General features: G+C 67.7%; 18 protein-coding genes. 8 read left to right on the top strand and 10 right to left on the bottom strand.

The window, feature by feature from the left end:
* Positions 1-6: 6 nt before the first annotated feature.
* The 3 genes from grxC to KIT53_RS12805 all read left to right on the top strand — a co-directional run bounded on the left by grxC (position 7) and on the right by KIT53_RS12805 (position 1885).
* A complete protein-coding gene (gene grxC, locus KIT53_RS12815) occupies positions 7-264 on the top strand; it encodes a glutaredoxin 3 (protein ID WP_297752981.1) in 258 nt (85 codons plus the stop codon).
* A 114-nt stretch (positions 265-378) separates the two neighbouring features.
* Complete coding sequence (gene secB, locus KIT53_RS12810; RefSeq protein WP_297752979.1) at positions 379-837, top strand: protein-export chaperone SecB; 459 nt, start codon at positions 379-381, stop codon at positions 835-837.
* A gap of 25 nt (positions 838-862) precedes the next feature.
* Positions 863-1885 carry an NAD(P)H-dependent glycerol-3-phosphate dehydrogenase gene (locus KIT53_RS12805; RefSeq protein WP_297752977.1) on the top strand — a complete coding sequence of 341 codons (1023 nt, stop codon included), beginning with the start codon at positions 863-865 and terminating at the stop codon, positions 1883-1885.
* A gap of 125 nt (positions 1886-2010) precedes the next feature.
* On the opposite strand, the gene panC is transcribed toward KIT53_RS12805, so the two are convergent.
* Positions 2011-2862, bottom strand: a complete 852-nt coding sequence (gene panC, locus KIT53_RS12800; RefSeq protein WP_297752975.1) for a pantoate--beta-alanine ligase — start codon at positions 2860-2862, stop codon at positions 2011-2013.
* A 70-nt stretch (positions 2863-2932) separates the two neighbouring features.
* Positions 2933-3820, bottom strand: a complete 888-nt coding sequence (gene panB, locus KIT53_RS12795) for a 3-methyl-2-oxobutanoate hydroxymethyltransferase (RefSeq protein ID WP_297752973.1) — start codon at positions 3818-3820, stop codon at positions 2933-2935.
* A gap of 76 nt (positions 3821-3896) precedes the next feature.
* Here panB and nadC point away from each other — a divergent pair, with 76 nt between their 5' ends.
* Together nadC and nadA are read left to right on the top strand one after the other, a co-directional pair.
* Entirely contained in the window at positions 3897-4760 is an 864-nt protein-coding gene (nadC, locus tag KIT53_RS12790) for a carboxylating nicotinate-nucleotide diphosphorylase (protein WP_297752971.1), read from the top strand.
* Positions 4761-4794: 34 nt separating this feature from the next.
* Positions 4795-5907 carry a quinolinate synthase NadA gene (gene nadA / locus KIT53_RS12785; protein WP_297752969.1) on the top strand — a complete coding sequence of 371 codons (1113 nt, stop codon included), beginning with the start codon at positions 4795-4797 and terminating at the stop codon, positions 5905-5907.
* 46 nt (positions 5908-5953) lie between these two features.
* On the opposite strand, the gene nadB is transcribed toward nadA, so the two are convergent.
* The 4 genes from nadB to KIT53_RS12765 all read right to left on the bottom strand — a co-directional run bounded on the left by nadB (position 5954) and on the right by KIT53_RS12765 (position 10408).
* On the bottom strand, positions 5954-7561 hold the full coding sequence (gene nadB / locus KIT53_RS12780; protein WP_297752967.1) for an L-aspartate oxidase: 1608 nt from the start codon (positions 7559-7561) through the stop codon (positions 5954-5956).
* Positions 7562-7616: 55 nt separating this feature from the next.
* Positions 7617-8453 carry a ScpA family protein gene (locus tag KIT53_RS12775; protein ID WP_297753091.1) on the bottom strand — a complete coding sequence of 279 codons (837 nt, stop codon included), beginning with the start codon at positions 8451-8453 and terminating at the stop codon, positions 7617-7619.
* Between the two features lie 29 nt (positions 8454-8482).
* Positions 8483-8695 (bottom strand): DUF3460 family protein, encoded by a 213-nt coding sequence (locus KIT53_RS12770; RefSeq protein WP_297752965.1) that lies wholly within the window; start codon positions 8693-8695, stop codon positions 8483-8485.
* Between the two features lie 69 nt (positions 8696-8764).
* Positions 8765-10408 (bottom strand): SulP family inorganic anion transporter, encoded by a 1644-nt coding sequence (locus tag KIT53_RS12765; protein ID WP_297752963.1) that lies wholly within the window; start codon positions 10406-10408, stop codon positions 8765-8767.
* Between the two features lie 100 nt (positions 10409-10508).
* On the opposite strand from KIT53_RS12765, the gene bamE reads away from it, so the two are divergent.
* A complete protein-coding gene (gene bamE / locus KIT53_RS12760; RefSeq protein WP_297752961.1) occupies positions 10509-11012 on the top strand; it encodes an outer membrane protein assembly factor BamE in 504 nt (167 codons plus the stop codon).
* 3 nt (positions 11013-11015) lie between these two features.
* On the opposite strand, the gene KIT53_RS12755 is transcribed toward bamE, so the two are convergent.
* Together KIT53_RS12755 and metG are read right to left on the bottom strand one after the other, a co-directional pair.
* Positions 11016-11756, bottom strand: coding sequence for a YoaK family protein (locus tag KIT53_RS12755; protein ID WP_297752959.1), 741 nt, complete (start codon positions 11754-11756; stop codon positions 11016-11018).
* 3 nt (positions 11757-11759) lie between these two features.
* A complete protein-coding gene (metG, locus tag KIT53_RS12750) occupies positions 11760-13814 on the bottom strand; it encodes a methionine--tRNA ligase (RefSeq protein WP_297752957.1) in 2055 nt (684 codons plus the stop codon).
* Between the two features lie 138 nt (positions 13815-13952).
* On the opposite strand from metG, the gene apbC reads away from it, so the two are divergent.
* The gene (gene apbC, locus KIT53_RS12745) at positions 13953-15044 is read left to right on the top strand and encodes an iron-sulfur cluster carrier protein ApbC (protein ID WP_297752955.1); all 1092 of its coding nucleotides are present in this window, start codon (positions 13953-13955) and stop codon (positions 15042-15044) included.
* Positions 15045-15097: 53 nt separating this feature from the next.
* On the opposite strand, the gene KIT53_RS12740 is transcribed toward apbC, so the two are convergent.
* Positions 15098-16672 carry a benzoate-CoA ligase family protein gene (locus KIT53_RS12740; protein WP_297752953.1) on the bottom strand — a complete coding sequence of 525 codons (1575 nt, stop codon included), beginning with the start codon at positions 16670-16672 and terminating at the stop codon, positions 15098-15100.
* A 242-nt stretch (positions 16673-16914) separates the two neighbouring features.
* Positions 16915-18486, bottom strand: coding sequence for a 3,4-dehydroadipyl-CoA semialdehyde dehydrogenase (locus KIT53_RS12735; RefSeq protein ID WP_297753089.1), 1572 nt, complete (start codon positions 18484-18486; stop codon positions 16915-16917).
* A 179-nt stretch (positions 18487-18665) separates the two neighbouring features.
* Between KIT53_RS12735 and KIT53_RS12730 the strand changes: the two genes are divergently transcribed.
* The gene (locus KIT53_RS12730) at positions 18666-19610 is read left to right on the top strand and encodes a helix-turn-helix transcriptional regulator (RefSeq protein WP_297752951.1); all 945 of its coding nucleotides are present in this window, start codon (positions 18666-18668) and stop codon (positions 19608-19610) included.
* The last annotated feature ends 41 nt before the right edge of the window (positions 19611-19651 follow it).

Here is a 19651-nt window from a genome sequence, read left to right as displayed (position 1 = left end):
CCTTCCATGGCCAAAGTCAAGATGTTCACCAGCGCCTATTGCCCGTATTGCAGCCGGGCCAAGTCCTTGCTCGAACGCAGGGGCGTGGTGGACATGGAGGAGATCTATGTCGATGGACAGCCCGAGCTGCGTTCGCAGATGACGCGGCTGACCGGCCGGACCAGCGTGCCCCAGATCTTCATCGGCGACACCCACGTGGGGGGCTGCGACGATCTGCATGCGCTCGATGGCCAGGGCGGCTTGATGCCGCTGCTGCAGGCCTGACCCTCCCGCCAGTGAAGGCCCGGCCTGGGCCGGGCTGACATAATCCGCTTTTCGCCCGCTGTGGGAGAAGCCATCCCCGGCGGGTTTGCGTTTGCCCTTTTTCCGAGACACACCATGGCAGAAAACCAGGAACCGACCTTTCAGATCCAGCGCGTCTACCTCAAGGAGGCTTCGCTGGAGCAGCCCAATTCGCCGGCCATCCTGCTGGAGCAGGAGCAGCCCTCGGTGGACATTCAGCTGGGTGTGGAAGCCAGCCCCGTGGCCGATGGTGTGTTCGAGGTCAGTGTGACCGCCACCGTGACCACCAAGATCAAGGACAAGACGGTGTTCCTGGTCGAGGCCAAGCAGGCCGGCATTTTCGAGATCCGCAACCTGCCGCAGGAGCAGATGGGTCCGATCATGGGCATCGCCTGCCCGCAGATCGTCTACCCCTACCTTCGCGGCAACGTGGCCGACATCGTGCAGCGCGCCGGCTTCCCGCCCGTGCATCTGGCCGAGATCAATTTCCAGGCCATGTACGAACAGCAACAGGCCCAGGCGGAGCAGGACGCACCGCGCATCGTTACGCAGTAAGCACAGCGGACGGACCGCAGGCCCGATGAACATCATCGTGCTTGGCGCGGGCGCCTGGGGCACAGCCCTGGCGGTCAGCGCCGCCGCGCAGGACGGGGCATTTCGCCAGGTCAGCCTGTGGGCGCGCGACCCGCAGCAGGCGCGCGACATGCGTGAGCGGCGCGAGAACCAGCGCTACCTGCCGGGCGTGGTGCTGACGCCCGCGCTTGACGTCCTGGATGGTCCACTGGATGGGTTGGGGGCGACCTTGTGGTCCGCCGACCTCGTCGTATTGGGGACGCCGATGGCCGGCTTGCGCGGCCTGCTGACGCAACTGGCGGAACATACGTCCCCAGTGGCCTGGCTGTGCAAGGGCCTGGAGGCCCCGCAGGACCCCGCCTGGGGGTCTGGCCTGATGGGACACGAGATCCAGCAGCAGGTGGCGCCTCGGCTCAAGGCCGGGGTGCTCAGCGGGCCGAGCTTCGCGCAGGAAGTGGCCCGCGGCCAGCCGACGGCCCTGGTGGCGGCGAGCGAGTTCGCCTGTGTGCGCGATGTGCTGGTGGCGGCGTTTCACAGTTCCAGCCTGCGCGTCTACGCCAACGAGGACATCGTGGGCGTGGAGGTGGGCGGAGCGGTGAAAAACGTGCTGGCCATCGCCACCGGCCTGTGCGATGGCCTGGCGCTGGGCCTGAATGCGCGCGCCGCGCTCATCACGCGCGGCCTGGCCGAGATGACCCGCCTGGGTGTGGCGCTGGGTGCCCGCACCGAGACCTTCATGGGGCTCTCCGGTCTGGGGGATCTGGTGCTGACGGCGACCGGCGACCTGTCTCGCAACCGCAAGGTCGGCCAGCTGCTGGCGCAAGGCCTGGGTTTGCAGGAGGCGCTGGCGTCGCTGGGCCACGTGGCGGAAGGGGTCTACAGCGCGCAGACCGTGGTGCAGCGGGCGCGCTTGCTGGGCGTGGACATGCCCATCAGCGAGGCCGTTGTGGCACTTCTGGAGGGCAGGTTGAAGCCCGCACAGGCCGTGGCCGCTCTGATGGGGCGGGATCCCAAGCAGGAAGCGCAGTAGGCCGGGAAGCCCTCTGGAGTCTGCGAACCACCCGTTCCAGCCAGAGAGAACGCCGCAGGTCCGGCATTGGCTCTGGAGACAATGTCCGGGAAGGCGTGCGAAATGCGGCGCGGAGGTTTGCGCAGCTAGATTTCGAAGTTGTCGATGAGGCGCGTCTTGCCGAGGCGGGCCGCGCCGAGCACGACCAGTGCGTCACCTGCCTGAGGCGGCTGGAGGTCGGTGCGGCGGCGCACGGTGAGGTAGTCGGGCTGCCACCCGCGTGCGGCCAGCGCTTGCAAGGCGCGCGCCTCCAGTCCGGGGAGGTGGCGAGACAGGCCATCCGCGGCCGCCAGGGCATCGCGTCCCAGCGCGCGCAGCGCCAGCGAAAGCTGGACCGCTTCGGTGCGCTCGGCTTCGCTCAGGTAGCCATTGCGTGAGCTCAGCGCGAGACCGTCCTCGGCGCGCTGCGTGGGCACGCTCACGACGTTGATGGGCAACGCGAACTGCTGCACCATGCGCCGGATCACCATCTGTTGCTGGTAGTCCTTCTGTCCGAAGACCGCGTGGCGCGGCCCCTTGGCTTCGCTGAGCACACACTGGAAGAGCTTCATCACCACGGTACACACGCCAGTGAAGAAGCCGGGGCGGAAATGTCCCTCCAGGATGTCGGCGATCTCCGGCGGAGGCTGGACCTTGAATCCCTGGGGTTCGGGATACATCTCTTTTTCCGACGGCGCGAACACCACGTCGCAGCCTTCTGCCGCGAGCTTGTCGCAGTCGGCCTGCAAGGTGCGTGGGTAGGTGTCGAAATCCTCGTGCGGTGCGAACTGCAACCGGTTGACGAAGATGCTGGCCACGGTGACGTCGCCCAGCGGCCGGGCGGCGCGGATCAGGTTCAGGTGGCCTTCATGCAGGTTGCCCATGGTGGGCACGAGGGTGGGTGCGTCGTAGGCCCGCAGCGCGGCGCGCAACGCCTCGATGGTGTGAACGAGTTTCATGATGTGGGGTGATGGGCATGGAGCGAGGACGCCGCACCGAACGACAACCGCCTGGCGCGGAACCTCCGGTTTACCAGGCGTGCAGGGCGTCGTCCGGGAAACTGCCGTTCTTGACGGCAGCCACGTAGGCGGCCATGGCATCGCGCACGCTGTTGGCACCTTCCATGAAGTTGCGCACGAACTTGGGGTTCTTGCCGAGGTTGATGCCCAGCATGTCGTGCATCACGAGGACCTGCCCGGCGGTGCCCTTGCCCGCGCCAATGCCGATGGTGTGGCAGTGCCTGAGTTGCTGGGTGATCTCCGTGGCGAGCGCCGCTGGCACCATCTCCAGCACCAGCATCGTGGCGCCCGCGTCCTGCAGCTCGAGGGCTTGGCGCTTGAGCGTGAGCGCGGCGGTTTCGTCGCGGCCCTGCACCCGGTAGCCGCCCAGCGCATGCACGGTCTGGGGCGTGAGGCCCAGGTGGGCACAGACGGGTATGCCGCGTTCGACCAGGAAGCGCACGGTCTCGGCGGTCCAGCCGCCGCCCTCGAGCTTGATCATGTGCGCGCCCGCGTGCACCAGCTTGGCCGCGTTGCGCATCGCCTGCTCTTTGGACTCGTGGTAGCTGCCAAAGGGCAGATCCCCCAGCAGCCAGGCGGTGCCTTGCACGCGGCGCAGGCCGCGTGCCACGCTTTCCACGTGGTAGGCCATGGTTTCCAGTGTCACGCCTGCGGTGCTGGCCAGACCCTGGCAGACCATGCCCAGCGAATCGCCAACCAGGATGCACTCCACGCCGGCCGCATCGGCCACCGCGGCGAAGGTGGCGTCGTAGGCTGTGAGCATGGTGATTTTCTCGCCGCGTTCGCGCAGTTCCGCCAGGCGCGGCAGGCTCACCGGCTTGCGTTGCGGCAGGGGGGATGCCGCAGGCAGCGTGCCGTAGGGCGTGGCCATGGGCGTGGGGGAAGTGGGGGTGCTCATGTGCGTGGTCCGCGCAATGGCGGGGGGTCGGTCAGAATGGGGGGGACTATAGACCATCCCGGTATGCTTGCGGCCCATGAAACATTTCTCTGAATTCAGCTCCGAAGACATCCGCGAACTGGCCCGGGCCGATGTGGCCCGGGCGCTCGCCGAAGACGTCGGCGGTGGCGATCTGACGGCGGCGCTGGTGAATGCGGCGCGGCCAGCGCGCGCGCGCATCCTGGCGCGCGAATCCGCGGTCATCTGCGGATCGCCGTGGGTGGAGGCGGCGGTGCTGGCCCTGGACCCGCGGGCGCGCCTGCAATGGCATGTGGCCGAAGGTACCCGCTGTGCTGCCGACCAGGTGGTGCTCAGCATCGAGGGCCTGGCCCAGCCGCTGCTCACGGCCGAACGTACCGCGCTCAATTTCCTGCAGTTGCTCTCTGCCGTGGCCACGCGCACCGCGAGCTTTGTCGATGCCGTGGCCGGCACCCGCGCTCAGATCGTGGACACGCGCAAGACCCTGCCGGGCCTGCGGCTGGCCCAGAAGTACGCCGTGAAGACCGGTGGCGGTGTCAACCACCGCATCGGTCTGTACGACGCCGTGCTCATCAAGGAAAACCACATTGCCGCCGCGGGTGGCGTGGCCCAGGTGCTGCAGCGTGTGCGCGACACCGCGCCTGCGGCCCGCTTCGTGGAAATCGAGGTGGAGACGCTGGCCCAGCTGGAGGAAGCGCTCGCGCATGGGGCGACCATGGTGCTGCTGGACAACATGGCGCCAGCGGACCTGCGCGAGGCGGTGCACCGCAACGCCGGGCGTGCGGTGCTGGAGATCTCCGGCGGCGTGAACCTGCAGACGGTCCGGGCCCTTGCGGAAACCGGGGTCGACCGCATTTCCATCGGGAGCCTGACCAAGGACGTCAAGGCCACCGACTTCTCCATGCGCTTCGAGGCCATTTGAGCCCGAGGTGCGTTTTCTTCGGAGGCAAAACAAGATGAACCCCACGGCAGCCAGCGACGTGATCGACGTCGAGTACGAACAACCTGCATGCCCGACGCAGCACGCCTGGGCGCGCGTACCGGTGGAACCCGGTCCGAAGCAACGGGCCGAACTCAAGGAGCGCATCCGCGCACTGCTCAAGCAACGCAATGCGGTGATGGTGTCGCACTACTACGTGCACCCTGACCTGCAGGACCTCGCGGTGGAGACCGGCGGCATCGTCAGCGATTCGCTCGAAATGGCGCGCTTCGGACGTGACCATCCCGCCACCACCCTGGTGGTTTCCGGCGTGCGCTTCATGGGTGAGACGGCCAAGATCCTGAGCCCGGAAAAGACGGTGCTCATGCCCGACCTGGACGCCAACTGCTCGCTGGACCTGGGCTGCCCGATCGACGAATTCAGTGCCTTCTGCGACGCCCACCCCGACCGCACGGTGGTGGTGTATGCGAACACCAGCGCGGCGGTGAAGGCGCGTTCCGACTGGCTGGTCACCTCCAGTTGCGCGCTGGACATCGTGCGCGCGCTCAAGGACAAAGGGCACAAGATCCTCTGGGCGCCGGACAAGCACCTGGGCGCCTACATCCAGCGCGAAACCGGTGCCGACATGGTCATGTGGTCTGGCTCGTGCATCGTGCACGACGAGTTCAAGGCCTTCGAACTCGAAGCGCTCATCAAGGAGCACCCCAAGGCCAAGGTGCTGGTTCATCCGGAGAGTCCCGCCGACGTCGTGGCGTTGGCCGACGCGGTCGGCTCGACCTCGGCCATCCTCAAGGCCGCGCGCGAGATGGACGCCACCGAGTTCATCGTCGCCACCGACAACGGCATGATGCACATGCTGCGTCAGCAGAACCCCGGCAAGGTGTTCTTCGAGGCGCCTACCGCCGGCAACAGCGCCACCTGCAAGAGCTGCGCGCACTGCCCCTGGATGGCCATGAACGGCCTGGCCGGTGTGGCGCAGGTGCTGGAGAAAGGCCTGAACCAGATCCACGTGGATCCGGCGCTGATCGAGCGGGCCCGTCTGCCGATCGACCGCATGCTGGCGTTCACGGCGGCTCAGCGCGGAGGGCAGAACCCCGGCGCCCTGGTGCCCCACATCGGCGCTGCGTAAGAACGCTGCTGTCGCCGCGCTGGCGCGGACTACTCGAGGGCGTCCCTTACCTCGCCGGCGGCACCAGTATCGTCGGCTTGGCTTCGGGCAGCAGGTCAGGGTAGTCGCGGCTGAAGTGCAGGCCGCGGCTTTCGTGCCGCATCATGGCCGACATCACGATCAGGTCGGCCACCTGCACGAGGTTGCGCAACTCCAGCAGGTCGCGCGTGACGTGGAATTGCGAGTAGAACTCGTGGATTTCCCGCTGCAGCAGCGAGATGCGGTGCGCGGCGCGCTCCAGCCGCTTGTTGGTGCGCACAATGCCGACGTAGTCCCACATGAAGCGGCGCAGCTCGTCCCAGTTGTGCGAGATCACCACCTGCTCGTCGGCGTCCGTCACCTGGCTGTCGTCCCACAGGGGCATGGCGGGCATGGGCACGCTGCCGGCGTTGAGGATCGCGCCGACGGCGCCTTGGGCGAACACCATGCATTCGACCAGCGAGTTGCTGGCCAGCCGGTTGGCACCGTGCAGGCCGGTGCAGGTGGTTTCGCCCACCGCATACAGGCCGGCGATGCCGGTGCTGCCGGTGAGGTCGGTCACCACGCCGCCGCAGGTGTAGTGCGCCGCCGGCACCACGGGAATGGGCTCCTTGGTGATGTCGATGCCCAGTTCCGCGCAGCGCGCCAGGATGTTGGGGAAGTGCTCACGCAGGAACTCGGCCGGCTGGTGGGAGATGTCCAGGTGGACGCAGTCCAGACCGTGCTTCTTCATCTCGAAGTCGATGGCGCGGGCCACCACGTCGCGCGGCGCGAGTTCGGCGCGCGGGTCATGGTCGGGCATGAAGCGGTGACCTCCCAGCGCAGGAGGCAGCTTGAGCAACCCGCCTTCGCCACGCACCGCTTCGGAGATCAGGAAGCTCTTGGCGTGAGGGTGGTAGAGACAGGTGGGGTGGAACTGGATGAACTCCATGTTGCCCACTTGGCAGCCGGCGCGCCAGGCGGCGGCGATGCCGTCGCCGGTGGCGGTGTCGGGATTGGTGGTGTAGAGATAGACCTTGCCCGCGCCGCCGGTGGCCAGCACGGTGTGGGTGGCGCTGAAGGTGACGACCTCGTCGCGCACGGTGTCGAGCACGTAGGCGCCGTAGCAGCGCTCGGCCTGGCGCGGAGCCGGGTCGTGGTCGGGCAGCTTGCGGTCGGTGATCAGGTCCACCAGCATGTGGTGCTCGAAGATCTTGATCTGCGGCGTGGCCAGCACGCGCTCCAGCAGCGTGGCCTGCACGGCCGCACCGGTGGCGTCGGCCGCGTGCACGATGCGCCGGTGGCTGTGGCCGCCCTCGCGCGTGAGGTGCAGTTCGCCGTCCTCGGTCGAGAAGGGGACGCCCAGCTCGCGCAGCCAGGCAATGGCCGCGGGCGCGTTCTCCACCGTGAAGCGGGTGGCTTCCAGATCGCACAGGCCGGCGCCCGCGACCAGCGTGTCATCGACGTGGGAGGCGTAGCTGTCGCCCTCGGCCAGCACGGCGGCCAGGCCGCCCTGGGCCCAATTGCTCGAACCATCGGTGAGGGCGCGCTTGGTCACCACGGCTACCCGGTGCGTGGGGGCGAGGTGCAGGGCGGCGGTGAGGCCGGCCAGCCCGCTGCCAATGATGAGAACGTCAAAGCGGTGCAAGTCGGTCATGCTGCGCGGAGGTGGTACGGGAGCCGCCCCATGGGGCGGCGGGGCGCGGTGGCGGTCATGCGCTGGGGGTGTAGGCCAGCCGCACGTAGATGGGGGCGAAGGCTTCGGCCTGGGTCAGCTCGATCAGGGTTTCCTTGGCCAATTCCAGCATGGCGATGAAGGTCACGACCAGCACGGGCGCGCCCATGGCAGGGTCGAACAGGTCGCCGAATTCGACGAACTTCTGGCCCTGGAGCCGCCGCAGCACGATGCTCATGTGCTCGCGGACGGAAAGCTCCTCGCGGCTGATCTTGTGGTGCTGCACCAGCCGGGCACGGCGCAGGATGTCGCGCCAGGCGCTCTGCAGGTCCAGCGCGCTCACGTCAGGGAAACGGGGCGCCAGCGCCTGCTCCACATAGACCTGGGCACGCAGGAAGTCGCGGCCGTATTGCGGGCAGTCGGCCAGGCGCTGCGCGGCCAGCTTCATCTGCTCGTATTCCAGCAGGCGGCGCACCAGTTCGGCGCGCGGGTCTTCCGGCTCCTCGCCCTCGGCCGTCTTTTTCGGCGGCAGCAGCATGCGCGACTTGATCTCGATCAGCATGGCGGCCATCAGCAGGTACTCTGCCGCCAGTTCCAGGTTGCTGGCGCGGATCTCGTCGACGTAGCTCAGGTACTGGCGTGTCACCGCCGCCATGGGAATGTCGAGGATGTTGAAGTTCTGCTTGCGGATCAGGTAGAGCAGCAGGTCCAGCGGTCCTTCGAAGGCCTCCAGGAAGATCTGCAGCGCGTCGGGCGGGATGTACAGGTCGCGCGGCAGCGCGAACAGCGGTTCGCCGTAGAGGCGGGCGAGCGCCACGTGGTCCACCACGGTGGGCAGCACCTCGTCCAGGCCTTGCGGGGCCTCGTCGAGCATATGGGGCTCGCCGCTCATGGCGTGGGGGTTCAGGCCTGGTCGGCGCTGGTCTGGTAGACGTAGGGCTTCTGAGGCACCCGCGCGGCCTCGGCCCTGGCCTGGAATTCCCGGTCGATCTGCTTGTCCCACAGACGCGCCCGGCCTTCGCGCTGCGATGCCTCCAGCCCGGGTCGCGTGGCCTTGAGCTGTTCGATGAACTGCGTCGTGTCGGACGTGTAGTCGGGGCGGCGGAAGAAGGACATGGTGGTCTGGCGGGCAGGGCGAAAGGAAGAGGGATTTTACCGGGCCGGCCCACCGGGCGGGCTCCGGGGTCATTGGCAGGTGGTCAGGCGCGTGGCGAACCCGGAACGCTCGATCAGGGAGCGCGGCTGCTCATGCAGGCCGACCATGCCGAGTTGGCCACCCCGTTTGTGCACCGCCTTGTGCAACTGCTCCAGCGCATCCAGCCCGGTGGTGTCCAGGGAAATGAGCTGGCTGGCGTCGAGCATGACGTTGACGGGGCCGGGGTGTTGCTCCACCTCGGCCACGATCGGGTCGATCTTGGCCACCGCGCCGAAGAACAGCGAGCCGTAGAGGCGGTAGGTGAGCTGCTGCGGGGTGCGGGCCACGGCCTCGGCGCGGAAGATGGCGCTCTGGCGCCGCACGAACAGCACCACCGCCAGCACCAGCCCCAGTTCCACCGCCACGGTGAGATCGAAGACGATGGTCACGAAGAAGGTGGACAGCAGCATCAGCCGGTAGTGGTTGCTGAAGTGCCGCAGGCGTGCGAACTCGCGCCACTCGCCCATGTTCCAGGCCACGAACAGCAGCACGCCGGCCAGCACCGCCAGCGGGATGTGGAAAGCCAGGGGTGCGGCCAGCAGCACCACGGCCGCCAGGGTGAGCGCATGCACCATGCCCGCCACGGGCGAGACGGCACCCGAGCGGATATTGGTGACGGTGCGCGCGATGGTGCCGGTGGCCGGCATGCCGCCAAAGAACGGCACCACGGTGTTGGCGATCCCCTGGGCCATCAGCTCCTGGTTGGGGTCGTGCTTGGGGCGGTCGCCCAACTGGTCGGCCACGCGTGCGCACAGCAGGGACTCGATCGCTCCGAGCAGGGCAATGGTCAACGTGGGCGTTACGAGCAGGCGCGCGGTCTCCCAGGAGAACTCCGGCAGTTGGAACGCAGGGGCGCCTTGCGGTATGCCGCCGAAACGTGAGCCGATGGTCTCCACCGGCAGGTGCAATGCCCAGGCCAGCAGGGTGAGCGTGACCAGCGCCACCACCGGACCGGGGATGCGCGAGGTGGCGCGCAGCGCGCTGACGGTGTCCAGGGCTTGCAGCTGGCGGCGGAACTGCGAATCCACCGCCCACAGCCGCGGCCAGAGGAAGAGCCCCAGCACGCACAGCGCGCCCAGCCCGAGGGCATAGGGGTTGAAGCTGCCGATGTGCTCGGCCATGGCGCCGATCTGGCCGAAGAAGCTGGCCGGCATGTGGGGGATGGCCAGCCCGAGCAGGTCGCGCACCTGCGACAGCGCGATCAGCACGGCGATACCGTTGGTGAAGCCCAGCACCACGCTCACCGGCACGTAGCGCACCAGCGAGCCCAGCCGGAACAGGCCCATGAGGAAGAGCAGCACGCCCGCGCTGGCGGTGGCGATGAGCAGGTTGGCGACGCCGTAGCGCTCCACGATGCCGTAGACGATGACGATGAAGGCGCCTGCCGGGCCCCCAATCTGCACCGAGGTGCCGCCCAGCGCGGCGATCAGGAAGCCCGCAATGATGGCGGTCCACAGGCCCGCTTCGGGCTTGAGGCCGCTGGCGATGGCAAAGGCCATGGCCAGTGGAAGGGCCACGATGCCCACCGTGGTGCCCGCGCCCAGGTCGCGCGCCAGCTTGTCCCGGTCGTAGCCCCGCAGATCCCGCAACAGCCGGGGCCGGAATGGGGCCAGGGGCGGCAGTCCTTTCAGCATCGTGGCATGTTACCTTTCGCAACCCTTGCTGGGCCTGACGGTTCGAGGGGTACCGGGGCGGGGTATACACTGAATTTTTGTGTGGCGACAAGGGGTCTGCATGCGAGGAACGGCGGTGTGGCGGGGGCTGGTGCTGGCGGGGTGTCTGGCGCTGCTGGCGGCCTGCGACCAGCAGAACATCGGTGAACTCGAGGAGGGCGTGTCCACCGAAGCCGATGTGCGCGAGCGCTTTGGCGCTCCCGAGGCGGTCTGGGAGGGCGAGGACGGGGCCCAGATCTACGAGTACAACCGCCAGCCCGCGGGCCACCGCAATTACATGATCACCATCGGGCCCGACGGCAAGATGGCCGCACTGCGCCAGGTGCTGACACCGCAGAACTTCGCGCGGGTGACGCCGGGCATGCCGATGGAGGCGGTGCGCCGCATGCTGGGCAAACCCATGAAAGTGACCCCCTACGAAGCGAAGCGGCAGACGCACTACGACTGGCGTTACCTCGACGGTCCCAACGCGAGCGACTCGAAGATCTTCACCGTGGTGTTCGACAGCGACCTGCGGGTGGTGTCCACCGGGTCGGTGCGCGACCCTGAGCTGGACCCCAAGTAAGCATCAGGGCGCACGCAGGCGCTGCCAGTCGTCCAGTGCCGGGCGCAGCACGAGCAGCAGCAGCAGCGCCGCCAGCGGGACGGTGCTGACGAAGCCCACGTGTTTGAAACCCAGGGCGCCGGCCAGGCCGCCAACGAAGAAGCAGGCGATGAGCTGACCGTGTACGCGCAGGCGCTGCCGATCGGCCAGGACCGGTTCGGCGCCAGGATGCCGGTTCACGTAGAGCAACTTGCCCAGTTCAATGCCCAGGTCCGTGACCAGTCCGGTCACATGGGTGGTGCGGATGGTGGCGCGCGAGATCTTGGTGATCACGGCGTTCTGCAGGCCCATGATGAAGCAGAGCAGCACCACGGTGAGCGGCAGGAACACCGGGGTCATGAAGCCGATGGCGGCGCCGAACAGGCCGAACACCAGCAGCGCGGCGGCTTCCAGGATCAAGGGCAGGCCGTAGGCGCTGCGCAGTTCCTGGCGCATGCCCCAGTTGACCAGCCAGGCGGTCGTCATGGCGCCCAGCAGGAAGGCCAGCACCGAACCGGCAGCGGCCATGGCCAGGGTGAAATGCCCAAGCACCAGATGGTCGGTCACCGAGGACAGGATGCCCGTCATGTGGGAGGTGTACTGCCCCACCGCGAGAAAGCCACCGGCATTGGCCGCGCCGGCCACGAAGGCCAGCACCGAGCCCAGCTTGAGGTCGGTCTGCGGCGTGCGCTGCAGACCGGTGAAGCCGCGGATCGGTGCAAACACGGCTCAGCGCACCCGCATGCCTGGCGTCGCACCCGGCCAGGGTTCGAGCACGTGAATGCCCGGATGCGCCTTTTCGTCCGCATGGCTGGCGGCGAGCACCATGCCTTCGCTGACGCCGAACTTCATCTTGCGCGGCGCCAGGTTGGCCACGACCACGGTCAGCTTGCCGACCAGGTCCTGCGGCTGGTAGGCGCTGGCGATGCCGCTGAACACGTTGCGCGTGCGTCCCTCGCCGACGTCCAGCGTGAGCCGCAGCAGCTTGGTGGATCCCTCCACCGGCTCGCAGGCCACGATCTGCGCGATGCGCAGGTCGATCTTGGCGAAGTCGTCGATGGTGATGGTGTCGGCGATGGCTTCACCGCCAGGGAGCGGCGCGGCCTCCACCGGCGCTGGTGGTGGTTCGAACAGCGCATCGAGCTGCTTGGGATCCACGCGTTGCATCAGGTGCTGGTAGGCCTGGATGGCGTGGCCCTGGCCGAGCTGGCGCGCCGCGTCTGCCCATTGCAGTGGCTGCACCTGCAGGAAGGACTCGACCTGTGCGGCCAATGCCGGCAGGACGGGCTTGAGGTAGAGCGTGAGCAGGCGGAAGGCTTCGATGCAGGTGCTGCACACATCGTGCAGGCGCTCATCCTGCCCGTCCTGCTTGGCCAGCTCCCAGGGCTTGTTCTGGTCGACGTAGGCATTCACGCGGTCGGCCAGCAGCATGATCTCGCGCAGCGCCTTGCCGTACTCTCGTGTGGCGTACAGCTCGGCGATGGCCGGTGCGGCGGCCTGCAGCGGTGCGAGCAGGGCCTGGCCATCGGTCGCGGCCGCGGCAAGCCGGCCCTGGAAGCGCTTGGCGATGAAGCCTGCGGCGCGGCTGGCGATGTTGACGAACTTGCCGATCAGGTCGCTGTTCACCCGCAGCATGAAGTCGTCGCGGTTGAAGTCGATGTCTTCGTTGCGGGGAGAGAGTTTGGCGGCCAGGTAGTAGCGCAGCCACTCGGGGTTCATGCCCAGGCTCAGGTACTTGAGCGGGTCGAGCCCGGTGCCGCGGCTCTTGCTCATCTTCTCCCCGTTGTTCACGGTCAGGAAGCCGTGCACGAACACCGCATTCGGCGTCTTGCGGCCGCTGAAGTGCAGCATGGCAGGCCAGAACAGCGTGTGGAAGGTGATGATGTCCTTGCCGATGAAGTGGTACTGCTCCGTCGTCGGGTCGGCCATGAAGGCGTCGTAGTCGATGCCTTGTTTGCCGAGCCAGTTCTTGAGCGAGGCCAGGTAGCCCACCGGTGCGTCGAGCCACACGTAGAAATACTTGCCCGGCGCGTCGGGAATCTCGATGCCGAAGTAGGGCGCGTCGCGGCTGATGTCCCAGTCGCCCAGCTTGGTCCGGCCGTCTTCGTCGGGCGCGATCCACTCGCTGATCTTGTTGAGCACCTCGGACTGCACCGCGCCGCTCTGTGTCCATTGCTTGAGAAAGGCCAGGCAGCGCGGGTCGGAGAGCTTGAAGAAGAAATGTTCCGAGTTCTTCAGCACCGGCTTGGCGCCCGAGAGGGCCGAATACGGGCTGATCAGGTCGGTGGGGCTGTAGACCTTGCCGCAGACCTCGCAGTTGTCGCCATACTGGTCCTTGGCGTGGCAGTTGGGGCACTCGCCCTTGATGAATCGGTCGGGCAGGAACATGTTCTTCTCGGGGTCGAAGAACTGTTCGATGGTGCGTGTCTCGATCAGGCCCGCGGCCTTGAGGTCGCGGTAGATCTGGCGGGCGAGCTCGTGGTTCTCGGGCGCGTCGGTGCTGTGCCAGTTGTCGAAGCCGATGTGGAAGCCGTCCAGGTAGGGCTTGCGGCCGGCGGCGATGTCGGCCACGAACTGCTGCGGTGTCTTGCCCGCCTTGTCCGCCGCGATCATGATCGGCGCGCCGTGCGCGTCGTCCGCACAGACGAAGTGCACCTCGTGGCCCTGCATGCGCTGGAACCGCACCCAGATATCGGCCTGGATGTATTCCATGATGTGGCCGATGTGGAAGTGGCCATTGGCGTAAGGCAGGGCGGTGGTGACGAACAGGCGTCGCTGGCTCATGGGAAGGGCTTTCGGTCGGGGAACCCGCGATTTTACGGGCCTATGCCCTCATGCCGCCTGTGTGTATGGCCGCAGCCGGAGTGGAACGGTAGACTGCGGGCCACCTTGAAGAGAGCCAACCACAGGAGATAGCCCCACATGGCCGTTGATACCCAGGCGCTGCTGAGTGCGCTGCAAGCCGTGACCGATCCCGGTACGGGCAAGGACTACGTGTCCACCAAGGCGCTGAAGAATCTGCAGGTGAGCGAAGGCGAGGTCGCCTTCGACATCGAGATGGGCTACCCGGCCAAGAGCCAGGTGCCGGCGCTGCGGCGCGCGCTCATCGCCGCGGCGCGCTCCGTGCCCGGTGTGGAGAACGTCTCGGTCAACGTGACGATGAACATCATCCCGCACGCGGTCCAGCGCGGCGTGCAGTTGCTGCCCGGCGTCAAGAACATCATCGCCGTGGCTTCGGGCAAGGGAGGGGTGGGCAAGAGCACCACGGCGGCCAATCTCGCGCTGGCCCTGGCGGCCGAAGGTGCGCGCGTGGGTGTGCTCGACGCCGACATCTACGGCCCCAGCCAGCCCATGATGCTGGGCATCCAGGGCCGTCCCGAGAGCAGCGACGGCAAGACCATGGATCCGCTGGAGAACCACGGCATCCAGTGCATCTCCATCGGGTTCCTGGTCGATGCCGACCAGGCCATGATCTGGCGCGGCCCCATGGCCACGCAGGCGCTGGAGCAACTGCTGCGCCAGACCAACTGGAAGGACCTGGACTACCTCATCGTCGACATGCCGCCTGGCACCGGCGACATCCAGCTTACGCTGTCGCAGCGCGTGCCGCTGACCGGCGCGGTGATCGTCACCACGCCGCAGGACATCGCCCTGCTGGATGCGCGCAAGGGCATCAAGATGTTCGAGAAGGTGGGCGTGCCCATCCTGGGCATCGTGGAGAACATGGCGGTGCATGTGTGCGAGAAGTGCGGCCATGTGGAGCACATCTTCGGCGCCGACGGCGGCAAGAAGATGGCTGCCGAGTACGGCATGGACTACCTCGGCGCCCTGCCGTTGAACATGGGCATCCGCGTGCAGGCCGACGGTGGCCGTCCCACGGTGGTGGCCGAGCCGGATGGCGAGATCGCGCAGATCTACAAAAGCGTGGCGCGGCAGGTGGCGGTCAAGGTGGCCACCAAGGCGAAGGACTTTTCCAGCAAGTTTCCCTCGATCAAGATATCGAAGGACACCTGAGGCAGCGCCAGCGAGCCCGGGCCTGTCCGCGCCGGATCGCCGCGCCGTCTTCTTCAGGCCGGTCCGGTCTCCCTCTCCCTCAGCCGGAAGCGCTGGATCTTGCCCGTGGCCGTTTTCGGCAGTTCGGACAGGAACTCGATGAAGCGCGGGTACTTGTAGGGAGCGAGCCGCTCCTTCACGAAGGCCTGCAGCTCGGCCTCGCTCGCTTGCGCGCCTGCCTTGAGCACCACGAAGGCCTTGGTCTTGGTCAGGCCATCGGCGTCGGTCTTGCCGATCACGGCCGCCTCCAGCACCGCGGGGTGCTGCACCAGGGTGGCCTCCACCTCGAAGGGGCTGACGTAGATGCCGCTGACCTTGAGCATGTCGTCGTTGCGCCCGGCGTAGGTGCAGTAGCCGTCGGCGTCGCGCGTGTACTTGTCGCCGGCCTTGGTCCAGCCGCCCTGGAAGGTGTCGCGGCTCTTGCCCCGGTTGTTCCAGTACATCAGCGCGGCGCTGGGACCTCGGATGTACAGGTCTCCGATCTCGCCGTCGGCCACGGCCCGGCCGTCCTCGCCACGCAGCTCGATCTCGTAGCCCGGCACCGGCTTGCCGGTGGTGCCGTAGCGGACGTCGCCCGGGCGGTTGGAGAGGAAGATGTGCAGCATCTCGGTGGAGCCGATGCCGTCGATGATGTCGACGCCGAAATGCCGGGTCCAGCGCTCGCCGATGTCCTGGGGCAGGGCCTCTCCGGCCGAGGAGCACAGGCGCAGCGCCACCTGGCTGCGCGCGGGCAGGTCGGGGCTGGCCAGCATGCCGCCGTAGCCGGTGGGCGCCCCGTAGAAGATGGTGGGGCGCTGCTCCACGAAGCGCTTGAAGCAGGCCTGCGGGGTCGGCCGCTCGGCCATCAGCACCACGCTGGCGCCGACGCTGAGCGGGAAGCTCAGCGCATTGCCCAGGCCGTAGGCGAAGAACAGCTTGGCGGCGGAGAACACCACGTCGCTCTCGCGCAGGCCCAGCACCGCCTTGCCGTACAGCTCGGCCGTCCAGTACAGGTTGGCCTGGGTGTGCACCGTGCCTTTGGGGGCGCCGGTGGACCCGCTGGAATAGAGCCAGAACGCCGGCTCCTCGCCATGGGTGTCGGCCGCGGTCGCGGGCTGGCTGCGCGCCAGCAGGGCGGCGAAGTCGTGCGCACCCTCGGGGAGGGCGCCGCTCGCACGCGACACCACCAGATGCCTGACCTCGTGGCCGCCCTGGCCTTGCAAGCTGTCGAGCGCGGTCTGTAGCGTGGGCAGCAGCGCGCCGGACACCAGCGCGGCCTGGGCCCGGCTGTTGGCCAGCATGTAGGCGTAGTCCTGCGCCGTGAGCAGGGTGTTCACCGCCACCGGCACCACCCCGGCGTGCAGTGCGCCCAGGAAGGCCACCACCCAGTCGCTGCTGTCGTGCATCAGCAGCAGCACGCGTTCTTCGCGCCGCAGGCCCAGCGCGGCCAGCGCGCCCGCGAAGCGCTGCACCTGGTCGGCCAGTTGGCCGTAGGTGAGGGTGCCGGCATCGTCGATCAAGGCGACCTTCTGCGCGCGGCCGGCGTTGAGTTCGAGCAGGTGGCGCGCGAAGTTGAAGCGTTCGGGCGGCGCGGTGACGGGGGTGGTCATGATGTGTCTCCTGCGTTGTTCATGCAAACGGTCTGTTCGGAATGAGGCCAATCCCTTGGGAATGAGGCCAATCCCTTGGGAATGAGGCCAATCCCTTGGGAATGAGCCCAATCCCTTCAGGTTGAGCCCAATCCCTTCAGGTTGAGCCCAATCCGTTCGGGCTGAGCCTGTCGAAGCCTGCTCGAACCGGGTCGGGTGTCCTTCAACCCTGTCGGCCTCGCGGGCGGGTGGCAGCGGGGTGTTCAGAGCTTGAGCGCGACAGCGGACGCCGCCAGCGCGTCCAGCGCATCGACTCCGGCCTGCACGGCGCTGCGCCGATGATAGAAGCCCAGCGCGCGCAAGCCCCCCAGTTCTTCACCGCCGCCGGCGCGACCGGGCCCGCCGTGCAGCGACATGGGCATCACGTTGCCATGGCCGGTCTGGCTGGCGGCGACGTCGGGCGATATGGCGTGCACGCGGCCGTGCGCGCTGCCCAGCGCCAGCGCGGCCTCGGCGATGAAGGCCGGGTTGGCGCTGTACAGGGAGCACACCAGGGAGCCTTCGCCGCGGCGGATGAGTTCGACGGCCTGCGCCAGGCCGTCGTAGGCCATGAGCGTGGCGACCGGGCCGAATACCTCCACCTCGTGCAGCAACCGGGCCTGGGCGGGCGCGCGGCTGCCCAGCAGGGTGGGCGCCACGCAGGCCGAGGTCGCGGCGTCCGCATCGACCAGGGGCTGGCCGCTGCCGTCGAACAGCACCTCCGCCTCGGCGCGGAGGCGGGCGATGCCTTCGAGCACGTTGGCTTTCTGCTCGGTGCTCACCAGCGAACCCATGCGCACCGCCTCGCTGCGCGGGTTGCCCACCGTGGTCCTGGCCAGCTTCGCGGCGATGGCCTGGGCGGCGGCGTCGTACAGCGCTCGCGGCACGAAGACCCGGCGGATCGCGGTGCACTTCTGCCCGCTTTTGACCGTCATCTCGCGCACCACCTCGTTGACCAGCAGGTTGAAGGCCTCGCTGTCGGCGGTGGCGTCGGGGTCCAGGAGCGCGGCGTTCAGGCTGTCGGCCTCGATGTTGCAGCGCACCGACCGCTCGGCCACCGCCGGGTGGCTGCGGATCAGGCGTGCGGTCTCGGCCGAGCCGGTGAACGACACCACGTCAAAAGGCTGCAGCTGGTCCATCAGCCCGGCGGACGAGCCGCAGACCACCGAGAGCGCGCCGGGCGGCAGGATGCCCGCGTCGACCACGTCCTGGACCATGCGCTGGGTGAGCCAGGCCGTGGCCGTGGCGGGTTTCACGATGACGGGCACCCCGGAGAGCAGGGCGGGTGCCGCCTTCTCCCACAGGCCCCAGCTCGGGAAGTTGAAGGCGTTGATGAACAGCGCGAGACCCTGCGTGGGCTGCAGGATGTGCTGGGTCTGGAAGGCCGGGTCCTTGCCCATGCGGATGCGCTCGCCATCCAGCAGCACGCGCGCCTCGCCCAGGGCCTCGCCCTGTTTCGCGTAGTAGCCGAGCGTGAAGATGCCGCCATCGATGTCCACCGCCGAATCCCGCGCGGTGGTGCCCGAATTGGCGGTGGCGATCTCGTAGTAGGCGTCGCGGTGGGCCTGTAGCACCTTGCCGATGGCGCCCAGCAGACCGGCGCGCTGGCCATAGCTCAGCGCGCGCAGGGCGCTGCCCCCTTGTTCCCTGGCAAAGCGGAAGCCCGCGGCCAGGTCCAGGCCCGCGCTGCTCACGCGGACCAGCTCGGTGCCCAGCACGGGGTCGAACAACGGTGTGCCGGCGCCGCTGCCGGTGACCCATTGGCCGCCAAGGTGGTTGGGAAGCAGGGTGGGGATGCTCATGGTGTCTCCGGTAGGGGGCATGCCTGGGGTAGATGGGGCTGTTCGCAGGCGGGCAATGGCGCTATAAATGCACTATCCTGCTTGCTGCAAATTGTGCATTAAAGTGCATGTTGTCCCGAATGGCAAGCCTTCCCAGGGTTAACCCGGTTCAATCATTGAAAAACACCGCCACCATGGAATCACCCGACCGCAGCGAGGCGGCACTGAGCGCGGACCGGCCGACCGATCCGGCCGTCGAGGAGGCCCGCCACCCCTTTCTCCTGGCGCTGGGCGAGCGGGTGCGCACGCTGCGTTCGCGGCGTGGCATGACCCGCAAGGCGGTGGCCCTGGCGGCCGACGTGTCGGAGCGGCACCTGGCCAACCTGGAGTACGGCACCGGCAATGCATCCATCCTGGTGCTGCTGCAGGTGGCCCAGGCCCTGCAATGCCCGCTGGCGGAATTGCTGGGTGACGTGAGCACAAGCTCACCGGAATGGCTGCTGATTCGCGAACTGCTGGAGAAGCGCTCGGAGCCGGACTTGCGCCGCGTACGCATGGCCATAGCCGGTCTGCTGGACGGTGGTCCGGTGGCCGGTGGCGACCCGGCGCGGCGCTCGCGCATCGCGCTCATCGGCCTGCGCGGGGCGGGCAAATCCACCCTGGGCCAGCGCCTGGCCCAGGACCTGGGGTTTGCCTATGTCGAGCTCAGCCGCGAGATCGAGAAGTTCGCCGGCTGCAGCATCAACGAGATCCACTCGCTCTATGGCACGCCGGCCTACCGCCGCTACGAACGCCGCGCACTGGAGGAGACCATACAGATCTACCCCGAGGTGGTGATTTCCACGCCCGGTGGCCTGGTTTCGGATGCGGCCAATTTCAACCTGCTGTTGTCCCATTGCACCACCGTCTGGCTGCAGGCCGACCCGGCGGACCACATGGGGCGCGTGGCGGCGCAAGGTGATCTGCGGCCCATGGCCGCCAGCCGGGAAGCCATGGAGGACCTCAAGCGCATCCTGGCTGGCCGTTCGGCCTTCTATTCCAAAGCCGACTTGAGCTTCAACACCAGCGCCTATACGTTGGAGGAGGCGTTTGCCGCATTGCGTGACCAAGTCCGGGAGTTGATCGGCCAGCCGGCGTGACATGCATAAAAGTGCATTGACGTTTTGGGTAATGTGAAATA

Origin of the sequence: Hydrogenophaga sp. (assembly GCF_026125785.1) — a bacterium.
Lineage (GTDB): Bacteria > Pseudomonadota > Gammaproteobacteria > Burkholderiales > Burkholderiaceae_C > Hydrogenophaga.
Note: the sequence above shows the minus strand (reverse complement) of the source record. Positions and strands in the feature narration are given on the sequence as shown.

What these genes read in the sequence shown, in the direction of transcription:
- nadC (WP_297752971.1), top strand. Translation starts at nt 3,897, where the DNA reads ATGAAACATTTCTCTGAATTCAGCTCCGAAGACATCCGCGAACTGGCC.
- KIT53_RS12805 (WP_297752977.1), top strand. Translation starts at nt 863, where the DNA reads ATGAACATCATCGTGCTTGGCGCGGGCGCCTGGGGCACAGCCCTGGCG.
- grxC (WP_297752981.1), top strand. Translation starts at nt 7, where the DNA reads ATGGCCAAAGTCAAGATGTTCACCAGCGCCTATTGCCCGTATTGCAGC.
- panC (WP_297752975.1), bottom strand. Translation starts at nt 2,862, where the DNA reads ATGAAACTCGTTCACACCATCGAGGCGTTGCGCGCCGCGCTGCGGGCC.
- KIT53_RS12775 (WP_297753091.1), bottom strand. Translation starts at nt 8,453, where the DNA reads ATGCTCGACGAGGCCCCGCAAGGCCTGGACGAGGTGCTGCCCACCGTG.
- secB (WP_297752979.1), top strand. Translation starts at nt 379, where the DNA reads ATGGCAGAAAACCAGGAACCGACCTTTCAGATCCAGCGCGTCTACCTC.
- panB (WP_297752973.1), bottom strand. Translation starts at nt 3,820, where the DNA reads ATGAGCACCCCCACTTCCCCCACGCCCATGGCCACGCCCTACGGCACG.
- KIT53_RS12770 (WP_297752965.1), bottom strand. Translation starts at nt 8,695, where the DNA reads ATGTCCTTCTTCCGCCGCCCCGACTACACGTCCGACACGACGCAGTTC.
- KIT53_RS12730 (WP_297752951.1), top strand. Translation starts at nt 18,666, where the DNA reads ATGGAATCACCCGACCGCAGCGAGGCGGCACTGAGCGCGGACCGGCCG.
- apbC (WP_297752955.1), top strand. Translation starts at nt 13,953, where the DNA reads ATGGCCGTTGATACCCAGGCGCTGCTGAGTGCGCTGCAAGCCGTGACC.
- bamE (WP_297752961.1), top strand. Translation starts at nt 10,509, where the DNA reads ATGCGAGGAACGGCGGTGTGGCGGGGGCTGGTGCTGGCGGGGTGTCTG.
- metG (WP_297752957.1), bottom strand. Translation starts at nt 13,814, where the DNA reads ATGAGCCAGCGACGCCTGTTCGTCACCACCGCCCTGCCTTACGCCAAT.
- KIT53_RS12740 (WP_297752953.1), bottom strand. Translation starts at nt 16,672, where the DNA reads ATGACCACCCCCGTCACCGCGCCGCCCGAACGCTTCAACTTCGCGCGC.
- nadA (WP_297752969.1), top strand. Translation starts at nt 4,795, where the DNA reads ATGAACCCCACGGCAGCCAGCGACGTGATCGACGTCGAGTACGAACAA.
- KIT53_RS12765 (WP_297752963.1), bottom strand. Translation starts at nt 10,408, where the DNA reads ATGCTGAAAGGACTGCCGCCCCTGGCCCCATTCCGGCCCCGGCTGTTG.
- nadB (WP_297752967.1), bottom strand. Translation starts at nt 7,561, where the DNA reads ATGACCGACTTGCACCGCTTTGACGTTCTCATCATTGGCAGCGGGCTG.